Below are 19,848 nucleotides of genomic sequence, written 5' to 3'. Positions count from 1 at the left end.
GCCGCGCACCACCAACTCGCCGACCGCCACGAAGGCCCCGCGGGCGGCGAGTTGGTGGTGCGCGGCGGCCTCCGCGGCGGTGAGGACCGGGGCCACCCCCGCGTCCACGGCGTCGAAGAGCTTCACCCAGTGCTCGCGGTCCCGGGTCGCGAAACGGGCCGCGATCAGCTCGCGCAGCGCCGGCCAGGCCGCCGGGTCGGAGCGGTCCGGGAGTCCGCCGTCCCCGGGGAGGGTCCCGGCATCCGTGAGGCCCAGCTGCTCAAGGAGGTTCTGGTAGAGCCGGGGTTCGATGGCGGCGACCGCGAGGTGGCGGCCGTCGGCGGCCCGGTAGAGCGAGTAGTGCGGGGCGTCGGTGACGGTGTGGTTGCCGGGGACCTCGCGCCACTGGTGGATCAGCGTGGAGATCAGGGCGGCGCCGTCCGCGAGCGCGGTGTCGACGACCTGGCCGCGGCCCGAGCGCTCCCGCTCGTGGAGCGCGGCGAGCAGCCCCTGCACATGGGCGTTGGCGCCGCCGGCGAAGCTGGAGAGGTACGCGGTCGGCGGGAGTGCCGGGTCCCCGGTGGCCGGGTCGACGTCCAGCGCCCCGGTCAGGGCCAGGACCGCCAGGTCGTGGGCGGCCCGGCCCGCCCACTCGCCCTGCTGGCCCCAGCCGCTGACCCGCCCGTACACGAGGCGCGGGTTGCGCGCGTGGGCCGCCTCCGGCCCGATGCCGAGCCGGTCGGCGACGCCGGGGCGGAAGCCCTCGACCAGGATGTCCGCGTGCTCGACGAGCGACAGGGCCTGCTCGACGCCCTCGGGGCTCTTGAGGTCCAGGGCGACCGAACGGCGGCCGCGGGAGAGCGGGTTCTCCGCCGGGCGCGGCGCGTCGGGTCCGGCGGCCTTTCCGGGCGCCCGGTCGATCCGTACGACATCGGCACCGAGCCCCGAGAGGACGGTTCCGACGAACGCCGTCGGTGCCGAGCCCGCGAATTCCAGTACGCGCACTCCGGTCAGCGGTCCCGCCATGGCCAACTCCCTGGTGTTCAACGGTCTGTGACGCTTTCCACGCTATTCCGGAGGGCCGGGGAAGGGACTGCGGACATCCGTAGCGTCCGGAATTCGGCGGCACCCGAGACTGAGGGAATTCCCTCTTTCCCTATGTCGAAAGGCATGACGAAATGGCCGTCGTCTACACCGCCGAGGTCACCTCCACCGGAGACGGGCGCAACGGCGCCGTACGTTCCTCCGACGGGCTGCTCGATCTTCCGCTGTCGAGCCCCAAGGCCGTGGGAGGGTCCGGCACCGCGACCAACCCCGAGCAGCTCTTCGCCGCCGGCTACGCCGCCTGCTTCCACAGCGCGCTCCGGGTCTCCGCGCGTGAGTCCAGGCTCGCGCTGACGGACGACACGGTCGTCGCCGAGGTGGCGCTCCACAAGGAGGAGGGCGGATTCCACCTGTCGGTCGTCCTCACCGTCGAACTTCCCGGACTCGACGTCGACGAGGCCCGTCGCCTGGCCGACGCGGCGCACGGGCGCTGCCCGTACTCGAAGGCGATCCGGGGGAACGTCGAGGTGCGGGTGAACCTCGCCTCGTAGTCCGTACGGATGTGGATCGGTACCGATGCGCGTCCGTACCGGCGTGGATCGGTACCGATGTGCGTCCGTACCGCCGTGGATCCGCACCGAGGTGGATCCGTACGGAGGTGAAGGGGAAAGCCCCCGTGGTCCCTGCCACGGGGGCTTTCCCGATCTCTCGTCCACGGCCCTGACGTCAGGGCGTCGCCGCGGCGGCCGCCGCGGCCGCCGCCGGCAGTGCCTCGACCACCCGGCTCACCGCCCGGTCGTCGTGCGAGGCCGAGATGAACCAGGCCTCGAAAGGCGAGGGCGGCAGATAGACACCGCGGCGCAGGAGCTCGTGGAAGAAGGGCGTGTAGCGGTACGACTCCGTGGCGCGGACCCCGTCGAAGTCGACGACCTCGTCCTCGGTGAAGAAGACCGAGAACATCGTGCCGGAGTACTGGACCCGGTGTGCCACGCCCTCCTTGGTCAGAGCCGCCGAGACCTCGCGGCCGAGCGTCGCCGATACCTCGTCGAGCCGCTCGTACACCTCGGAGGTGCTGTGCCGGAGGGTGGCGAGGCCGGCGGCGGTGGCGACGGGGTTCCCCGAGAGCGTGCCCGCCTGGTAGACGGGCCCGGCCGGGGCCAGGTGGGCCATCACGTCGGCGCGTCCGCCGAAGGCCGCCGCCGGGAAGCCGCCGCCCATGACCTTGCCGAAGGTCAGCAGGTCGGGGGCGACGCCGTCCCGGCCGTACCAGCCGGAGCGGCTGGCCCGGAAGCCGGTCATCACCTCGTCGGAGATGAAGAGCGCCCCGTGCCGTGACGTGATCTCCTTCAGGCCCGCGTTGAAGCCGGGCAGCGGCGGCACGGCGCCCATGTTGCCGGGGGCGGCCTCCGTGATCACGGCGGCGATCTCGTCGCCGATCTCGGCGAAGACCTTCTCGACGGAGGCCAGGTCGTTGTACGGCAGGACGATCGTGTCGCTCGCCTGGGCTCCGGTGACGCCCGGGGTGTCGGGGAGGGCGAAGGTGGCGAGTCCGGAGCCGGCCGAAGCGAGGAGCGCGTCCACGTGGCCGTGGTAGCAGCCGGCGAACTTCACGATCTTGCCGCGGCCGGTGAAGCCGCGGGCGAGGCGGATCGCCGACATCGTCGCCTCGGTGCCGGAGCTGACGAGGCGGACCTGCTCGACCGGGGCGACCCGATCGACGATCTCCTCGGCGAGCTCGACCTCCCCGGTGGACGGGGCGCCGAAGGAGGTGCCGCGTGCCAGGGCCCCGGTGACCGCCTCGACGACGGCCGGGTGCCGGTGGCCCAGGATCATCGGGCCCCAGGAGCAGATCAGGTCGACGTACTCGTTGCCGTCGGCGTCGGTGAGGTACGGGCCCTGGGCCGAGGCCATGAAGGGCGGGGTGCCGCCGACGGCCCCGAAGGCGCGCACCGGGGAGTTGACGCCGCCGGGGGTGACCCGGCGGGCCCGCTCGAAGAGCGCTCTGCTCGCGGTGCCTGCGCCGCTCATCGCCCGGCCTCCTCGGAAGCTTCGAAACCGAGGGCCGCGTCGAGGACGACGGCGCCCTTCGGAAGGACGCGGACCGGGTTGAGGTCCAGGGCGAAGCCGTCAGGCCAGTCCTGCACCAACTCGCCCACCTTGTGCAGGAGTTCGGCGGCGGCCTCGATGTCCACCGCGGCCCGCCCCCGCGTCCCGCCGAGTATCCTCGCGCCGCGCAGCCCGCCGAGGAGGGCGGCCCCCTCGCCGGGGGCGAGCGGCAGGAGCCGGTGGCCGACGTCGTCCAGGACCTCGGTGAAGATCCCGCCGAGACCGGCGGTGAGCACCGGGCCCAGGTCGGTGGTGTGGACGCCGACGATCAGCTCGACACCCTCGCCCTTCTCGTCGATCAGCTCCTCGACGAGCACCTGTCCGCCGAGCGCGGCGAGCCGGGCGTGGACCTCGGGCGCGGTGTCGGCGGTGACGCCGATCTCCACTCCTCCGGCCTCGGTCTTGTGGAGCAGGCCGGGTACGACGGCCTTGAGCACCGCCGTGCCACCGACCTCGGTCACGGCGCGCACCGCGTCCTCGGCGCTCTCCGCGATCCGGCCCTTCGGCACCGCGATCCCCGCCTCGGCGAGGAGCCGCTTCAGCTCGGGCTCGGTGGCCTCGGCGCCGGGGCCGGGCACGGTCCCGGGGCGCGGGGCGTCCGGCAGGGTACGGGGGCGGCTGACCTCCCAGAGGGCGGCGGCGGCGCGCAGGGCGCGGGCCGGCGTCGGGTACTCGGGGAGTCCGGCGTCGCGCAGGTCGCGCGGGGCGTCGGGGGCGAGGAAGTCGGCGCCGGTGCGGGCGACGAGGATGGGCTTGCCGCCCTTCTCGGCCGCCCGGGACAGGGCGTTGACGGCCTTCTCGACATCGGGTCCGGCCATCACGCAGAAGGCGGCGACGATGATGTCGACGGTGTCGTCGGCGATCAGGACGTCGAGGGAGCGGTCGAAGAGCGAGGGGTCGCTGAGGACCGTGGCCGTGATGTCGACCGGGTTGTCGATGGCCCCGAAGGCGGGGACGATCTCGGCGAGCGCCTCCTTGCTGCGCGGCTCCAGGGCGCTGAGCTCCAGGCCGTGGGCCTCGACGGCGTCGGCGGCGAGGATGCCGGAGCCGCCGGAGGTGGTGACCACGGCGACGCGGTTCCCGGTGGGGCGCCGCTCGGACTCGAAGACCCGTGCCACGTCGAGGAGTTCGTCGATGTCGTCGACGCGCACGATGCCGAGGCCGCGCAGGGCCGCGTCCAGGACGCGGTCGTCGGTGGCGAGGGCGCCGGTGTGCGAGGCGGCGGCCCGGCCGCCGGCCTCGGTGCGGCCCGACTTGAGGAGGGCCACGGGCTTGCCGGAGCCGGCCAGTTCACGGAGGGTCCCGATGTCCGGGGTGTCCTCCAAGTAGCCGAGCAAGCCGGTCACTTCGGGAACGCCGGCGAGTTCGCGCAGGACTTCGAGGGCGGTGACGTCGGCGTCGTTGCCGGTGCTGACGACCCAGCCGGGGCGCAGGCCCCGCTCCAGGGCGAGGCTGGCGGCCCCGAAGCCGAGGGCGCCGCTCTGGCTGACGAAGGCGAGGGTGCCGGGCTCGAAGGGCACGGACTCGGCACCGAAGAGGGGGCTGAAGGTGGCGAGGACGCGGTTCTCGTACCCGACGGCGCCGATGCAGTTCGGGCCGATGATCCGCAGGCCCCCGGCGCGGGCCTTGGCGACGATCTCGTCCTGGAGGCGGGCGCCGTCCTCGCCGGTCTCGGCGAAGCCGGAGGAGGCGATGACGGCGAGCTTGACGCCGGCGGCCACGCAGTCGTCGACGGCGCCGGCGACCCGTTCGGCGGAGACCATGATCAGTGCCAGGTCGACGGGACCCGGGGCGTCCTTCACGCTGGGGTACGCGGGGACGCCGAGGATCTCCGGGGACCGCGGGTTGACCGGCAGGATGCGGCCCTTGTAGCCGTAGCGGAGGAGGTAGTCGAGCGGCTTGCGGCCCAGGGCGCCGGGGCGCTCGCTGGCGCCGATGACGGCGATGGATTCGGCTTCCCAGAGAGCCGAGATGTCACTCATGCGATGGCCTCGATCTTCGTCTCGTTCTGTGCGTTCGGGTCGTTCTGCGCGTTCGGGTGGTTCTGTGCGTTCGGGTCGTTCGGCGTGGTGCCCGCGGCGCCGCTCTCGGCGTCGGCCGCCGCGAAGAGGCGGGTGAAGGCGGCGATGTGCCGGGCGCCGTCCGGGTCGGCCGCCAGCTCCCGCACCAGGACGGTGGGCTGGTGCAGGGCCTTGTCGACGATGCGCCGCACGCTGCGGTCGATCTCCCGCCGCACGGTTCCGTCGATCCCGTCGATGCCGTCCAGCCGGCGGGCGAGCCGGTCGAGTTCGGCCTCGGCCGCCTCGGTGGCGGCGGTCCGCAGCGCGGTGAGGACCGGCTTGGCACCGGCGAGCCGCAGTCCGGTGCGGAACTGCTCGACCTCCGCGTCGATCAGCTCGTGCGCGGCCTGGACGCTGGCCGCCGAGATCTCGTCCTCCTGGCCCTCCTCCGCGATCCGGCGGAGGTCGACGAAGGTGACGCCGGGCAGTTCGGCCGCGCCGGGGGCGATGTTGTGCGGCAGGGACAGGTCGAGCAGGAACAGCTCGCGGCCGTCCCGGGCGGCGAGCGCCTCCTCGACGTCCCGGGCGGAGACGAGGTGGCCGGTGGCGGCGGTGGCGCCGACGACCACGTCCACCTCCGTGAGCAGCTTGGGCAGGTCCGTCAGGTCGTACCCGACTCCCCCGGTGGTCTCGGCGAGCCGCTGTGCCTTCTCCGGGGTGCGGTTGGCGACGTGCACCCGGTCGAGGCCGGAGCGGCGCAGCGCGGCGACGACGACCCCGGCGAAGGCACCTGCGCCGATGACCAGGGCCGTCTTGCCGTGCAGGGAGCCGACCCTGCGTTCGAAGAAGCCGAGTCCCGCGGTGGCGAGTGAGCGGCCGGCCTCGTTGAGACCGGTCTCGTTGCGGGCGCGCTTGCCGACCCGCAGGGCGGTCTGCACGGCCTTGGCGAGGACCCGGCCGGTCCGGTCGAGCCGCTGGGACCGTTCGAGGCCCAGCTTCACCTGGCCGAGGATCTGGTCCTCGCCGACCACGACCGATTCGAGTCCGGAGGCCACGGCGAACAGATGGCGTACGGCCCCGTCGGCGTGGTGGCTGTAGAGGTGCGGAGCGATCTCGTCGTGGTCGACGCCGGTGTGCTCGGCGAACAGCCTTCCGAGGCCGCTCAGTTCGCCGGGGCCTGCCGGTTCGCCCGCGTCCCCGAAGCCGGTGGGGCCGCCCCGGGTCTCGGCGTAGATCTCCAGGCGGTTGCAGGTGGAGACGACGACGGCGGCGTCGATGCCGTCGACGGAGGTGACGTCGGAGACGAGGTCCTCGGCGGGCCGGTCGGTGCCGGCGAGTCTCTCCAGGAGGTCGAGCGGGGCGCTGGCATGGCTGATGCCGAGGACCAGCATGGTGGAGGACGGGCTCACCGGGTCACCGGTCCAGCGTCTGGGCGAACTCGGAGGCCCAGTAGGTGATGATCTGCGTGGCGCCCGCGCGGTGGATGGAGGCGAGGCTCTCGCGGACGACCTGGTCGCGGTCGATCCAGCCCTTGGCGGCGGCCGCCTCGACCATCGAGTACTCGCCGGAGACCTGGTAGGCGGCGACGGGCACCTGTACGTGGTCGGCGATGAGCCGGACGATGTCGAGGTAGGCGAGCGCGGGCTTCACCATCACCAGGTCGGCGCCCTCGGCCACGTCCAGCGAGACCTCCAGGAGGGACTCGCGGATGTTGCCGGGGAACTGCTGGTAGCCCTTGCGGTCGCCGCGCAGGGTGGACTCGACGGCGTCCCGGAAGGGGCCGTAGAAGTGCGAGGCGTACTTGGCGGAGTAGCCGAGGATCGCCACGGACTGGTGGCCCGCCCGGTCGAGCGCCTCGCGGATACGGCGTACCTGGCCGTCCATCATGCCGCTGGGGGCGACGATCTGGGCGCCCGCGTCGGCCTGGACGACGGCGGCCTGGGCGTACAGCTCGATGCTGGCGTCGTTGTCGACGTCGCCGTTCGCGTCCAGGACTCCGGTGTGGCCGTGGTCGGTGTACTCGTCGAGGTTGATGTCGCCGATGATCACGGAGGAGTCGCCGACCTCGGCGACGACGTCGCGGAGGGCGACCTGGAGGATGCCGTCCGGGTCGACCGCGCCGGTGCCGGTGGGGTCCTTGTGCTCGGGGATGCCGAAGAGGATGAGCCCGCCGACCCCGTTGGCGACCGCTTCGGCGGCGGCCTTGCGGAGGGTGTCACGCGTGTGCTGGAAGACGCCCGGCATGGAGGGGATCTCCCGCGCCTCCGTGAGGCCTTCGCGGAGGAAGAGGGGCTGGACGAGGTTGGCGGGGCCGACGCGGGTCTCGGCGGCGAACCGGCGCAGCGCGGGCGTGCGGCGCAGCCGGCGGGGGCGGTAGTAAGGGGCGGCGGGGTCGGTGGCCGCGGTGTTGCGGCCGTAGGCGTCGTACGTCATGGGCGTGACTCCTTCGAGGGCGTGGCGGCGTGCGGAGAAGGGGCGCTGTGCGGAGAAGGGGCGGACGTCGGGACGAGGAGGGCGCACGAGGCGGTGGACACGGCATCTCCTAGAGCGCCTCGCCGAGGAACACCTGCTCCAGGTGCTTGGCGACGGGCTCGTCCGGGCGGCTGAACCAGTAGCCGTGCCCGCTGCGCTGGAAGAGCTTCAACTCGCCCAGCTGGACGAGGGTTTCGGCGAGCTTGACCGCGAGCCCGGCCGGGTCGACGACGGGCAGGCCATGGAGTTCGTGGATGCCGAGGTGCCAGAGGATCTCGTTGGGGATGCCTTCGGCGGGGATGATGACCTCGGCCCCGGCCCGCGCGGCACGTTCGGCGGCCGCCGAGTACACCTCGACGAACTGGTCGAAGTCCCCTTCCAGGGAACGGTGTACGGAGTCCCAGCCGCCGGGGACGACCTCGTAGGAGCTGAGCGAGGACTCCAGGCGGTACTGCCGGATGTTGGCCCGGATGGGCTCCTCCAGGGGCGGCATGAAGCCGAGGACGCCGAAGCGCTGCCCGGTGAGCGCCGAGAGGAAGAACGCCGTCTCTCCGTAGCCGAGGGTCGGGATGGAGGCGAGGTGGCGGGCGTCGCGCAGGCCGGGATCCTGGCCGGCGGCGATCACCCAGGCGTCGTAGCCCTCCCGCTCCGCGACGAGCGCGGACTCGGAGAAGTGCCGGCTGAAGAGCACCTGGGCGGAGTGGTGGCCGACGAGGCCGAACGGCGTGGCGTCGGGGTAGGTGTCGGCCGGGAGGGTCTTGATGTCGATGGTGGTGCCGGGTGCGGCGATCGCGTCGAGGTGCTCGCGGTACCACTGGTCGAGCAGCGGCAGGCGTCCCTCAACGGTGTGCTTGTGAAACCAGATCCGCATGTGCGTCACCTTTCAGTGGTCGTGGTGCGACGTCGAGAAGTGATGCCTTGATCAGGTAGTCGACGGCCGAGCGGGGGTCGGCGGCGGTGCGCCGCAACGAGGCCAGCCGGGCCGGCAGTTCGGCCGCGCTGTCCAGTCCGGCCGTGCGGGCCTCGCTGCGCGGGATGACCGCCGTCTCGACGACCGATCGGCGCCGTTCGAGGGCCGTGTCGAGCGCCGCCTCGCCCGGGGCGTCGCCCCGCAGGACGGCGGCGAGGGCCCGGCCCGTCTCCACGGCGTCGTGGATCCCGCAGTTCATGTTCAGACCGCCGGCGGTGGACGTCAGATGGGCCGCGTCCCCGGCGAACAGCACCCGGCCGGCCCGGTAGCGGGGCAGCAGGAACCGCGCGAGCCGGTAGGTGTGGGCCTCGGCGATCCGGACGGCCCTTCCGGCGGCGCCCGGCAGGGCCTGCTCGACCCTGGCCCGGACGGCTTCGGGCGCGAGCACGGCGTCGCGGTCCGTCCCGCGCGGGATCCGGAAGATCAGCCGCCAGTGGTCGGGCATGCCCAGGGCGCTGAACGAGGCCCGGGCGTCGCGGACGTAGGACAGCGGGGCGAGCCCGGGAACCAGCTCGTCGAGCGGCGTCCCGGTGACGACGCGGAGCGCGTAGTCCGGGTACTCCTCGGCCGCGCCGGGGAGTCCGGCGAGCTCGCGGAGCCGGCTGCGGCTGCCGTCGGCCGCCAGGACGTACGGGTGACGGGTGACGGTGACCCGCCCCGCCGCGTCCTCGGTGCGCAGCCGCACGCCGCCGGTGGCCCCGCCGCCGATGTGTTCGGCCCCGGTGACGGTGGTCCCGAACCGTACGTCGGCGAGACCGGTGGCCGTCAGCTCGGCGAGCAACAGCGGCGTGAGCCGTGCCTGTTCGACATGGAGCCGGTACGGGTGACCGGTGTGCCCGGCGAGCACGGAGTAGTCCAGCTCGGCGTGGACGACGCCGTCCAGGTCGCGCCACTGGACACGGTCGACCGTACGGCCCTGGCGGCGCAGCGCGGCGGAGACGCCGAGCTCGTCGAGGAGGTCGAGGGTGGAGGGGTGGAAGGTGGACGCGCGGGACTCGGTGGCCAGCGTCTCCCGGGACTCCAGGAGGGTCACGCGGACGCCGGTCCGGGCGAGGACGAGCGCGGCGGTGAGTCCCACGGGCCCGGCGCCGACGACGGCGACCGGCCCGTGGGAGGCGGTATGGCCGCTCACGACACGGCCACGGCGACATCGCGACCGGCCGCGGCGGCATCGTGACCGCCATCCGGTCCGCCGGTCCTCGCACCGGTCCGCTCGGCGAGCCGGCGCAGCAGCGGGTGCGCGTCCGGGCCGTCGGCCGGCAGGCCGAGGGCGTCCCGGGCCCACCAGGCGCTCGCCAGGTTGGAGGTGAGCAGGGTGCGCCCGCTGTCCCGGCCGAGCTCGGCGAGGGCGTCGAAGGTGAACATGCCGGTGCCGGTGAACAACAGCGTCGCGTCCTCGGGGAGTTCGGCCTCACGCACCTGCGCGACGAGCTCCTCGGTGGTCACGTCGTACGGGGAGAAGCGGGCGCCGGCCCGGATCTTGACCACCCGGTCGACGGCGAGTCCGGCCGACTCCCAGTAGGCGTGGGACAGTTCGGTGAGCCAGGGCTCGTACGGCGAGATCAGGACCAGCCGCTCGGCGCCCACCGCGCGCGCCGTGTCGAGGATGGCGAGCGCCGCCGACCGTACGGGAGCTCCCACGCGCTCGGAGAGCTCCGCGCAGAGGGCCCGGTCGCCGTCCGGTGTCAGGAGGTAGTGCGAGCCGGTGCAGGAGACGACGGCCGCGTCGAGGCGCAGGCCACCGAAATTCCCCAGCACGTCGGGGAGTACGTCGTTGTACTTCTCCAGCCGGCCGCGGAGGTCTTTTCCGGGAAGGACCGGGAAGCGTGAGGTGTGGACATTGAATGCGGGGCTGACGAGGCTGCCGATCTCGGGTTCGGCCGCGGCGTTTCCCGAAGGAACCACCACGCCGAGTCGCGGCGCCGAATGCAGAGCCATGAACGAGTCACTCCCATCCGTCGGTGCCATTGACATCACCGTACGAGCGGAACGCACCGCACATCGATACGGGATTCCGCACCCGTGGCCGGATTCATCACCCGACGAAAACGGCGCCGCACCGTGAATACGGTGCGGCGCCGTGGCGTCCGAAATACGGAAGCGGAATTCAGTGGGCCCTTGCGGCCTCGGCGACGAATTCGTCGATCTTCGCCCGTCGGGTCAGTCCGCCGTTCACGGCCCAGTTCCCCTCCGGGATCTCGTTCACGACGAGCCAGACGACGGTGTCGGGCGTGGTCGCCTCCTGGACGTGCCGGGTGACCTCGACCGAGAGCGCTTCGTTGCGCTCGGGAGTGAGGAAGCCCTCCAGGGGCGTGACCACGACGAGGACGCCCGGGGCGGTGCCGGCCCCCGTGGCCGCGAACCCCTTGGCGGCCTCGCGGACGTAGACCCAGGTGGCTGCGGCGAAGAAGTCGGTACGGGGCAGCTCCATGGCCGACAGCACGGAGTCGGCGACCTGCTGCTGCAGGACCTCCGCGGCGGCCTCGGACAGCGTGCCCTCGGGAACGGTTATCTCGACAAGCGGCATGGTGAACTCCCCCAAGTGGATACGGACAGGAACAGGAACGGGTACCGGAAGGACGGGTACCGGAACGAACGGTCGCGGGCACAGGCACGTGCGCTTGTGCTCGCGCTTGTGCTTGTGCGGCGGAAGGATCAGCAGGCCAGCGCCGCCTCGAAGCGGTCGATGGCGGCGGCCAGTTGGGCGCGCCGGCGGATGTCGAGCTTGCGGTAGATGCGCGTGATGTGCAGCTCCACGGCCCGGGTCGACACCGTGAACGATTCCGCGATCTGCTTGTTGGTCAGGCCGTCGAGCATCATCGTGGCGATGCGCCGCTCGTGGGCGGTCAGTTCCTCACGGACGGCGACCTCCTCGCGTACGGCGGCCACCTCGCGGACGGACGGCGGGGTGGGCGCCGCGACGCCCCCGCGTATTCGCTCGTGGGTCCCGGCGCCACCGGTGGACCGCTCCAGACCGGCGAGCACCACGTGCCCCATGACCGCGTTCCATTCACGGACCCGTAACTCGCCGATGACCTGCGCCTGGGCGTAGGGATCGGCGTACAGGACCCGTAAGAGGGTGCCGCGGTCCCTGGCCTCGCAGACCAGGAGTTCCCCGGTACCGTCGCGCCAGGGTCCGCCGCCCAGCAGGATGCCGCGCGCGGCCATCCTTTTCCAATAGGTCCGGTGAGCCTCTCCGAAACTCAACCGGTCCGTCTCATTGCCACGGAAAACGAGTTCGACCACAAAAGCCACGTACGACTCCCCCATAAAGGCCGGGTGTTTCCACTCGTGACGCTACCATCCATCACCCGCCCCTTGAATGAACACAATGTTGCGGGCGGCGGCCCGGCATTTCCTGAGGGAATGGGGCGGCTAATCGGCCGCTGCCGGCGTCGGTACGGGAGCGGCCCCGGGCGCCGGTTCGGGCGCCGGGCGCGGCTTGCGCCGGAGCAGACCGGTGGCCGCGAGCACCGCGACCGCCCCGAGCCACACGGTCCAGCCGAGGGGCTCGTCGAGGACCACGGCGCCCAGGACGACGGCCACGGCGGTCATCAGATAGGTGACCGTGGAGGCCACGGTGGGCCCGTCCTTGATGATCAGCTCGAAGTTGAGCAGCGCGGCGAAGCCGGTGCAGACCACGCCGAGGATGAGGACGGAGATCACCGAGTCGGTGCGCCAGGTGATGGTCTGGAGGCCCAGGAAGGGGAAGGCGACCAGGAGGAGGACGGTGGCCGCGCTGAGCTGTCCGCCCGCGAGCATCAGAGGCGGAATGCCCTTGCCCACGAGGTACTTGCCCATGTACGCGAAGCTGGCACCGAAGCTGATGGAGCCGAGGACGAAGCAGAGGATGCTCCAACCGGTCCCGGCCGAGGACGAGTTCCAGGGTGAGGCGATGAGCGCGGTGCCGCCGAGGCCGAGCAGGACGCCGCCGGCCTTGAAGCCGGAGACCCGCTTCTCCTGGCCGAGCAGCAGGGCCGCGGCCAGGGTCCAGATCGGCGCGCTGCCGTTGACGACCGCGGCGACGCTGCTCGATCCGTCGATCTCCCCCTCGGCGTAGAGGGTCCACGGGATGGCGTTGCCGAGCAGCGCGGCGACGGTCAGATGGCCCCAGGTGGCGGCCTCCTTGGGAAGCCGGAGCCCCCTGGCGTAACCGATGGCGAGGATGACGACGGCCCCGAGGGCGAGCCGGATCAGCACCATCTGCACGGGTGAGAAGCCGTACCCGGCGATCTTGATCCACAGGAAGACGGAGCCCCAGATGAGACTCAGTGCGGCCAGCCGCGTGTAGGTGGCTTTGGACATGGGTGTTCCCGCTCTCCGGAGGCAGACAGGGCTCGGCAAGGAGTTGGAAGAGGAAAGGCGAAAGGGACGCGCGGAGCTCTCCGCGGTACGGGGTCGAGCCTCGCACCGGCGGTCGGACGGGTCCAGCAACGTCTGGTGGACGGTACCTTCCACCAGACGTGGCGAATCGAGTTCCCGCAGGTCAGTGGTGACGCGCCACGGTGTGCCGGCGGTGCCCGCTCAGCCGGCGACGGCCGCCCTGGCAGCCGTCCGCAGCGCGTCGAGGACGGCGGCGATCTCGGGGGACGTCTGGCTGCCCTCGCGTACGGCCGCGAAGACCGTCCGCGAGGGCGCCCGCTCGGTGAACGGGCGGATCGTCACCTCGGGCCGCGGGACCGGCTTGGCGAGGCGCGGCACGAGCGCGACCCCGAGGCCGAGCCGCACCGCCGCGAGCGTGGCGTCCCAGTCGCCGATGGCGTGGGAGGCCTGCGGGGTGAACCCGGCGGCCGTACACGCGGCGACGCCGATGTCGTGACAGAGGCCGGTCGTGGCGAAGATCCACGTCTCGTCGGCCAGGTCGGCGAGGAGCAGCCGTTCGCTGTCGAGGAGCCGGTGGCCGGCGGGGAGGGCGATGTCGAAGGGGTCGTCGCAGAGCACGACCCGGTGGAACCGCCCGTCGGAGCGTCCCTCGGAGCGGCTGTCGGAGCGGCTGTCGGAGGGACCGCCGGACAGGTCGTCACGCGGTCCTTCGAGGCGCCCCTCCTCACCCCCGGAGCGCTCCGCGCCTCCGGTGCCCCCCGGCCCTCCCTGGCCCGCCGCGGGCCGGGTCGTGTCCGCGGAGATGACGACATCCGTCTCGCCGCGCTGGAGCAGGGAGAAGCTCTCCGGCGGGTCGACCTCGGCCAGCGAGGTCCGCAGCAGCGGCCGGGTCTCCCGCAGCCGGGCGACGGCGGGCAGGATGAGCGCCGAGAGGGTGGTGGAGAAACCGGCGACCGCCACCTCGCCCCGCTCACCGCTCTGGTGGGCGGCGAGTTCCGCGCGCATCTGCTCGACCTGGGTGAAGACGGCGTCGGCGTGCCGGAGCACGATCCGCGCGGCCCCGGTGAGCCGCAGCCGGCGGCCGGACGGTTCGGTGAGCGGGACGCCCAACTCGCGTCCCAGGGCGCTGATCTGCTGCGAGACGGCCTGGGGGGTGAGGTGCAGGGCCTGGGCGGCCGCGCTGACGGTGCCGCGCTCGCTGAGTTCCCTCAGCACCCGCAGCTTCCGCAGGTCCGGATCGGTCACGTCACGCGCCCCCTCCCGCTGCCGCCGTTCGATCATCGTACGCAGCCGGCGTCCACGTCGATGACCTCCTTGGCCAGTGTCTCCAGGACGTCGAGGTCCCGGGCGGTGCGCCCCTCCTCGCGCCGGTCGCCCGGGTAGGTGGGGTCGAGGACGACGGCCCCCGCGCCCAGGTCCTGGAGGAGTCCGAGGTCGTCGGCGATCTGTGCCCGGGTGCCCTCGCCGAGCAGCCGTCCGGGACCGAGCGGCCGGGCGGTGACGCGGAGTTTGATCCGGGGGCAGACGTCGGGGACGGGCCGCTCGTGTTCCTCGGCGACCTGGCGGAGCGCGGGCAGTCCGACGCCGAGGAGCCAGTCGCCGGAGACGGAGGTGGGGTGCCAGGCGTCGCCGAGCCGGACGGCCCGCCGGAGCGCGCCGTAGCTGTGGCCGCCGACCCAGACGGGCGGGCCGGGCCGTTGCACGGGCAACGGTCCGGTGTGCACCTCGCGGAAGGAGACATGGGCGCCGTCGAAGGAGGCCACCTCGGCCGCCCAGCAGGCCTTGATCGCGGCGAGGTACTCGTCGCTGATCGCCCCGCGCTTGCGGTACGGGACGTCGAGGACGGCGAACTCCCGGGCGGCCCAGCCGGCGGCGGCGCCGAAGACGAGCCGGCCGTTGCTGAACCGGTCGATGTTGGCGGCGACGCGGGCGGTGTGCACGGGATGCCGGTACGGGAGGATCGTCACCGTCGTCCCGAGCCCCACGGTCCTGGTGACGCCCGCGAGCCAGGCGAGGGTCGCGAAGGGGTCGTAGAACGGGGCGGGGAAGAGGTGCTGCACGTCCGGGGTGAGCGCGACGTGGTCGGAGACCATCGCGTAGTGGTAGCCCATCGACTCGACTCGCAGCGCCCAGTCGGCGAGGGCGTCGGGGGTGGCCTCGGGCCCGTAGTTGGGCAGATTGACGCCGAATTTCATGGCGTGTTCCTTTCCAGGGCCTCGGCCGCGGTCACGCCCGCGGCTCCGGTCCCGTCTCTGTCACGTTGGTCGGTCGCGGCGCCACGCGACTCGGTCCCGGCGTCACGCCGGTCGGTCCCGGCGCCACGTCGGTCGGGCCCGGCGCCAGGCCGGTCGGGCCCGGCGTCACGCCGGTCGGTCCCGGCGCCGTGGTCTCCGGTCCCGGCCGCGGCCTCGCGTCCGGCGAGCGCGCGCACCGCGGTGAGGTGGAAGAGGACTCCCGCGAGCGCGACCCCGGCGGCGGGGAGCGGGAGCCAGCGGGCGTCGAGCCCGTGGGCGAGGGCGAGGCCGCCGAGCGCGGAGCCGACGGCGCCGCCGAGGTAGGTGGCGGAGCTGTTGAGGCCGACGGCGGCGGCTCCCCCCTCCCCCTCCCGCGCGAGCAGTCGATGCTGCTGGGGTACGACGAAGGCCCAGCCGACCGCTCCCCACACGATCAGGGGCAGCAGGACGAGGCCGGGCACGGTTCCGGTCCACGGCAGTAGGGCCAGGGCGGCGCCGAGGGTGCCGAGCAGGGCGACCGCGAGCAGGGCGGGCCTCCCCGTCCGGTCGACGAGGGTTCCGGCGAGGAGGCTGCCGCAGACCCCGCCGATGCCCCAGACCCAGAGGTACGGCACGGCGCTGCCGACGTCGGCGACCCGGTGGAGGACCGGTTCCAGATAGGTGTAGAGCCCGAGGCTGGCCACGGTCTGGGTGAAGGTGACGGCGACGACCACGGCGACGCGGGGTCGGGTCAGGGCGCCGAACCGGGCCCGCAGCGAGGGCGCCGCGGCCCCGCGTACCGGCGGAAGGGCGGTGCCCACCCCCGCCAGCGCGACCACACCGAGGCCGGTGATCAGCCAGAGGGCGGTACGCCAGCCCGATTCGGCGGCCACGAGCAGTCCGAGCGGCACGCCGAGGACCGTCCCCGCGCTCATTCCGCCGAGCACCAGGCCGAGGGCCCGCCCGCGCCGCTCGGGCGGCACGAGCGCGACGGCCGCGGTGGCCGCCGCCGGGGTGAAGAGGCCCGCTCCGGCACCGGCAAGGGCCCGGGTGCCGAGGAGTCCCGCGTACGAACCGGTCAGTGCGGTAGCGGCGTTGGCGACGACGAAGACCACGAGCGCCGTCACCAGGACTGTACGGGTCCCCCAGCGGGCGAGGACGGCCGAGAACAGGGGCGCGGCCAGGGCGTAGCAGAGGGTGAAGGCGGTGACGGACTGCCCGGCGAGGGAGACGGAGACCTGCAGGTCGGCGCCGATGTCCGGGAGCAGTCCCGCCATCGCGTAGGCGTCGGTCCCCATGGCGAAGGAGCCGAGCGCGAGCAGGGCCACCGCGCGCGTGCCGCCCATCACACTCCCTTTCGTTCGGCGTCCGCCCACGTCGTACGGGACGGCCCTCAGGACGCTACTGACCGTGCGCGCCGCTCGGGGCCCACACCACCGAAGAGGGTTCGGAGTCCCGCAGCCTCGCGCCCCCGCTCTTCTCGAATCGGCCGGTCACCGGCCTACGGTGGATCGATCGAGGAACCCCAGGAGGGAGTCCACCGTGCTCGACCTGTCCGTCATCAACGCGATGTTCCCGCCCGATCTCCCGGAACCGGCCGACTGGGAGCGCCGCTTCCGGCCGCGCGACCTGCCGGAGGGCGCCGAGGTGACGCGCTTCGCCCCGAGCCCCACCGGACATCTGCACATCGGCGGCCTGTACACGGCCGCCGTGGCGCGCGCCCTGGCCCACCAATCGGGTGGTGTGCACGTGCTGCGCGTCGAGGACACCGACCGGTCACGCCAAGTGGCGGGCGCGGCCGAGGAGTTCTCCCGGCTGCTCGCGGCCTTCGGGCTCGCGCCCGACGAGGGCGGGGTGACCGGTGCCGGGGAGTGGGGCCCGTACCTCCAGTCGGAGCGCCGGGACGTCTACCTCAGCCATGTGCGCGAACTGCTGCGGCGGGACCGTGCGTACCCCTGCTTCTGCGACAAGGAGCGGCTGGCCCGCAGTGCGGAGGAGCAGCGCGCGGGCCGCTCGCCGATCGGGTACTACGGCCGGTGGGCGCCGTGCCGGACGCTGGCCCCTGCGGAGGCGGCGCGCCGGATGGCGGCCGGTGAGCCGTACGTCGTGCGGTTCCGCTGCCCGTACGAGTTCCCCGGCCGGGTCCGGTTCACGGACCGGATCCGCGCCGCCGTCACCATGCAGGACAACGGCAACGACATCGTGCTGCTCAAGTCCTCGCAGGAGGACCTCCCCCTGCCGACCTACCACTTCGCGCATGTCGTGGACGATCATCTGATGCGGGTGTCGCTTGTGGTGCGCGGCGAGGAGTGGCTGTCCTCGACGCCGGTCCACCTCCAGCTCCACGCGGCGCTCGGCTTCGATCCGCCCGCGTACGCGCATCTGGCGCCCCTGATGAAGGCCGAGGGGCCCTCGCGGCGCAAGCTCAGCAAGCGCAAGGACCCCGAGGCGTCGGTGGACTACTACCTGTCGGCCGGGTATCCGCCGGCCGCCGTCCAGCACTATCTGCGCGGTCTCGCCAACATCCGGCTCATGGACGTCCCCACGGCCGAGGCGCTCGCCGCGCCCGTCCGGCTCGACGGCATGCGCCCCTCGGGGCCGCTGCTCGATCTGCCCAAACTGCACTCACTGAGCCGGGAGTTCATCGCCTCGCTCAGCCCCGACGAGCTGTACGGCCAGCTCCTCGCCTGGGCGGAGGAGTACGACCCGGAGCTCGGATCCGTCCTCGCACGGCGGCGGGGGCTCGCCCTGGCGGCGGTGGCCGCGGGCCGGCCGGAGGGCGCGCCCGCACGGAAGGACCTGGACCGTTGGTCCTGCTTCCGTGACCGCTACGGCTTCTTCTTCGCGGAGCTCTTCGGCTCGCCTCCGGCCGCCGACGACGACCGCTACGGCGGCCTGGACCCGGCCCTCGTACGCCGGATCGCCGGCGAGTTCGCCGCCACGCTCACCGATGAGCTCACCGGCGACTTCGACGCCGAGTCCGAGTCCGGCGCCGAATCCGCCGTCGACTCCGCACGGGAGGGAAGCGGGGCCGCCGCACCGGAGGAGTGGTACGGCGCGCTCCGCGCGCTGGCGGGGCGGCACGGTTACGCCCCTGACACGGCCTCCTGGCGCCGGGACCCGGAGCGCTGGGCGGGACCGCCGAGGGAGGTCGCGAACGTGGTCCGGGTCGCGCTCACGGGTGCCACCCGCAGCCCCGACCTGTTCGCGGTGGCCCGCGCGCTGGGCCGGGACGAGGTGCTGCGCCGCCTCACCGCCGTGGCGGGGTGAGGCGGCGCGCGCCCCGATGTCGTGCGAGCCGGCCTTCCAGGCCATCGGCCGACTCGCATCGGTCCGGTCGCGCGTACCGGCTTCGGTCAGTTCAGCGGCACGCTCCGGAGCCCGGCCCGGACGCCCGCGGCCGACGGCGCCGGGCTCTTGAGGAGGCCCTTGTCGCTGGAGCTCGCGGGCGCGTCCGCGCCGACCGGGGTGGTGGTCATGGGCCGGGCGGCCGCGCAGCGCTGCTTCTCGGCCTCCGACATGGGTCCGGTGCGCTGGAGCAGCCGGTCGGGCACGGCCCGCGAGGGCCCGTCGACGACGGCGTGCAGCCGGTAGTCGTCCTTCTTGCTGACGAACCAGCCCTCGACCCGCTCGCGGCTCGGCTGCATCTCCACCCAGCTCACCTCGCCGGGCTGGATCTTCTCCACGACCGTGCGCTGGTCGCTGCTGAACCACTGCCAGGGACGCTGCCAGACCTTCTCGTGGGCGAGGGCGAACTGGGTGGCCATGGGCCGCTCCTTGATGCGCTTCTCGTCCTCCGTCCGGTCCCCCGAAGTGGGAAGCCTGGCCACCTCGTTGAGCGCAAGGCCCGCGTCGGCGTAGGTCTGGGAGATGCTGTCGTGCCCGCGCTCGGAGTACGAGAGGAGCCGGGAGTGCTCCAGCGCGTTGCGGGTGCAGTTGACGAAGGCCTCGCCGACGACCCGTGCCCGGTCGTAGTAGCGGAAGGACCTGCGGGTGTCGGGCCGGAACGTGCAGGCGTTCTCGCCGTTGCAGGCGGCGGCGGCGTTGTGGAGGGTGCTCTCGCGGTCGTTGCCCTTGTACGCCTCCGAGGTCCCGAGCGCGGTCTTGCTCACGGTCTTGTCGACGTCCGGTGGCACCTCGACCGCGCGGACGCGGGCGATCATCGGCGAACAGGTCACATGGGTGCGGGAGTCGGTGACGCGTGAGGTGAAGGTGAGCAGCGGCTCGTTCTCGCTCGCGGTGAAGACGTAGGCGCGACCGGTCCAACGCCCCTTGCCCGGCGTGCCCTTCACCCGGTCGGGGTCGCCGGCGGTGGTCACCTCCTGCACCGGTCCGCCGGAGCCGACGACGGCGTAGGGCTGACCGGCGACGACCTGTTCCCCGGTGCACTCCTTGGAGACGGCGGGGCTGTCCTCGTACCTCACGGTGACCCTGGCGCCCGCGCGGACTCCGCGCAGCCGCTGCTGGAGGGTGTTGCCGTCCTTCTGGAGCGCGACGCCGTGGGAGGCGTCGGTGCGGCCCGAAGCGGTGGGCGAATAGCGCTGGTTGAGACCGGTCCAGTGGTCGATGCCGACGGTGGTGGGACCGTCGCCCTTCATGACGGGGTCGGCGAAGTCGCCGTTGAGGACGGGGACGGCCTGCTCGGCGGCGGCGGCCGAGGCGAGGGAGGAGTGGGGGACGACGGGCAGCAGCAGACCGGTGGCCCCGAGGACGACGAGGGCCGGGAGGGTGGTGCGGTTCA

Annotated in this window: 17 protein-coding genes; 2 read left to right on the top strand and 15 right to left on the bottom strand. The window is 73.1% G+C overall.

All coding sequences use genetic code 11. The features are described 5' to 3' along the window. The coding region (locus AOK00_RS07000) for a CaiB/BaiF CoA transferase family protein (RefSeq protein ID WP_055599438.1) at positions 1-1,005 on the bottom strand (1,005 nt) is incomplete at its 3' end. Positions 1,006-1,157: 152 nt separating this feature from the next. On the opposite strand from AOK00_RS07000, the gene AOK00_RS06995 reads away from it, so the two are divergent. Continuing rightward, a complete protein-coding gene (locus tag AOK00_RS06995) occupies positions 1,158-1,574 on the top strand; it encodes an organic hydroperoxide resistance protein (protein WP_055599437.1) in 417 nt (138 codons plus the stop codon). A gap of 175 nt (positions 1,575-1,749) precedes the next feature. On the opposite strand, the gene hemL is transcribed toward AOK00_RS06995, so the two are convergent. The 13 genes from hemL to AOK00_RS06930 all read right to left on the bottom strand — a co-directional run bounded on the left by hemL (position 1,750) and on the right by AOK00_RS06930 (position 16,453). Beyond that, the gene (gene hemL / locus AOK00_RS06990; RefSeq protein ID WP_055599436.1) at positions 1,750-3,051 is read right to left on the bottom strand and encodes a glutamate-1-semialdehyde 2,1-aminomutase; all 1,302 of its coding nucleotides are present in this window, start codon (positions 3,049-3,051) and stop codon (positions 1,750-1,752) included. Beyond that, positions 3,048-5,111 (bottom strand): acetate--CoA ligase family protein, encoded by a 2,064-nt coding sequence (locus AOK00_RS06985; RefSeq protein ID WP_055599435.1) that lies wholly within the window; start codon positions 5,109-5,111, stop codon positions 3,048-3,050. The genes hemL and AOK00_RS06985 overlap by 4 nt, the downstream gene beginning before the upstream one ends. Continuing rightward, the gene (gene hemA, locus AOK00_RS06980; RefSeq protein WP_055599434.1) at positions 5,108-6,538 is read right to left on the bottom strand and encodes a glutamyl-tRNA reductase; all 1,431 of its coding nucleotides are present in this window, start codon (positions 6,536-6,538) and stop codon (positions 5,108-5,110) included. Before hemA ends, AOK00_RS06985 begins: the two co-directional genes overlap by 4 nt. Positions 6,539-6,542: 4 nt before the next feature. Continuing rightward, the gene (gene hemB / locus AOK00_RS06975; protein ID WP_030325713.1) at positions 6,543-7,562 is read right to left on the bottom strand and encodes a porphobilinogen synthase; all 1,020 of its coding nucleotides are present in this window, start codon (positions 7,560-7,562) and stop codon (positions 6,543-6,545) included. 109 nt (positions 7,563-7,671) lie between these two features. Then, positions 7,672-8,472, bottom strand: a complete 801-nt coding sequence (locus tag AOK00_RS06970) for an aspartate/glutamate racemase family protein (protein ID WP_055599433.1) — start codon at positions 8,470-8,472, stop codon at positions 7,672-7,674. After that, positions 8,441-9,703: an FAD-dependent oxidoreductase gene (locus AOK00_RS06965; protein WP_055599432.1), complete on the bottom strand. Its 1,263-nt coding sequence runs from the start codon at positions 9,701-9,703 to the stop codon at positions 8,441-8,443. Before AOK00_RS06965 ends, AOK00_RS06970 begins: the two co-directional genes overlap by 32 nt. Beyond that, positions 9,700-10,509, bottom strand: coding sequence for a maleate cis-trans isomerase family protein (locus tag AOK00_RS06960; RefSeq protein ID WP_254047269.1), 810 nt, complete (start codon positions 10,507-10,509; stop codon positions 9,700-9,702). The genes AOK00_RS06965 and AOK00_RS06960 overlap by 4 nt, the downstream gene beginning before the upstream one ends. A gap of 169 nt (positions 10,510-10,678) precedes the next feature. Then, positions 10,679-11,098: a tautomerase family protein gene (locus AOK00_RS06955; RefSeq protein WP_055599431.1), complete on the bottom strand. Its 420-nt coding sequence runs from the start codon at positions 11,096-11,098 to the stop codon at positions 10,679-10,681. 128 nt (positions 11,099-11,226) lie between these two features. Then, positions 11,227-11,841, bottom strand: coding sequence for a LuxR C-terminal-related transcriptional regulator (locus AOK00_RS06950; RefSeq protein WP_055599430.1), 615 nt, complete (start codon positions 11,839-11,841; stop codon positions 11,227-11,229). Between the two features lie 105 nt (positions 11,842-11,946). Continuing rightward, the gene (locus tag AOK00_RS06945; RefSeq protein WP_055599429.1) at positions 11,947-12,876 is read right to left on the bottom strand and encodes a DMT family transporter; all 930 of its coding nucleotides are present in this window, start codon (positions 12,874-12,876) and stop codon (positions 11,947-11,949) included. Positions 12,877-13,095: 219 nt separating this feature from the next. Then, the gene (locus AOK00_RS06940) at positions 13,096-14,139 is read right to left on the bottom strand and encodes a LysR family transcriptional regulator (protein ID WP_254047267.1); all 1,044 of its coding nucleotides are present in this window, start codon (positions 14,137-14,139) and stop codon (positions 13,096-13,098) included. A gap of 32 nt (positions 14,140-14,171) precedes the next feature. Next, a complete protein-coding gene (locus AOK00_RS06935; RefSeq protein ID WP_055599427.1) occupies positions 14,172-15,089 on the bottom strand; it encodes a TIGR03619 family F420-dependent LLM class oxidoreductase in 918 nt (305 codons plus the stop codon). Then, positions 15,086-16,453 (bottom strand): MFS transporter, encoded by a 1,368-nt coding sequence (locus tag AOK00_RS06930; protein ID WP_254047266.1) that lies wholly within the window; start codon positions 16,451-16,453, stop codon positions 15,086-15,088. The genes AOK00_RS06935 and AOK00_RS06930 overlap by 4 nt, the downstream gene beginning before the upstream one ends. A gap of 196 nt (positions 16,454-16,649) precedes the next feature. Between AOK00_RS06930 and AOK00_RS06925 the strand changes: the two genes are divergently transcribed. Next, positions 16,650-18,377 (top strand): glutamate--tRNA ligase, encoded by a 1,728-nt coding sequence (locus AOK00_RS06925; RefSeq protein WP_055599426.1) that lies wholly within the window; start codon positions 16,650-16,652, stop codon positions 18,375-18,377. Between the two features lie 86 nt (positions 18,378-18,463). Here AOK00_RS06925 and AOK00_RS06920 read toward each other — a convergent pair. Beyond that, the coding region (locus AOK00_RS06920) for a hypothetical protein (protein WP_079041870.1) at positions 18,464-19,848 on the bottom strand (1,385 nt) is incomplete at its 5' end.

The sequence above is a fragment of the Streptomyces aureus genome (assembly GCF_001418135.1).
Taxonomy (GTDB): domain Bacteria; phylum Actinomycetota; class Actinomycetes; order Streptomycetales; family Streptomycetaceae; genus Streptomyces; species Streptomyces aureus_A.
Note: the sequence above shows the minus strand (reverse complement) of the source record. Positions and strands in the feature narration are given on the sequence as shown.